We start from the raw sequence: 214 nt of genomic DNA on the forward strand, positions 1-214 counted from the left end.
TCTTTGGTGTCTTCGAGCCCGCCGACCTGGTCCCAGCTGACGTCCGGGACCTCGACGAACACCTCGCGGAGCGCGGAGGGCTCGATGCCCTTCATCGCCTCCTTGAAGTCCGCCTCGGTCACCTGGATGCTGTTCAGCACGTCGGCGTCGATCTCGTCGCTCTCGAGGTCGATCTCCGGGCGGATGCGCCGCAGCGCGTGCATCGCGGACTCCT

The 214-nt window shown here is 66.8% G+C and carries 1 protein-coding gene; it reads right to left on the bottom strand.

The window, feature by feature from the left end; all coding sequences use genetic code 11:
- On the bottom strand, window positions 1-214 hold a 214-nt coding region (locus tag EXE42_RS18285; RefSeq protein WP_137707155.1), incomplete at both ends, for a hypothetical protein.

The sequence above is a fragment of the Halorubrum sp. SP3 genome, assembly GCF_005435195.1.
Taxonomy (GTDB): Archaea; Halobacteriota; Halobacteria; order Halobacteriales; family Haloferacaceae; genus Halorubrum; species Halorubrum sodomense.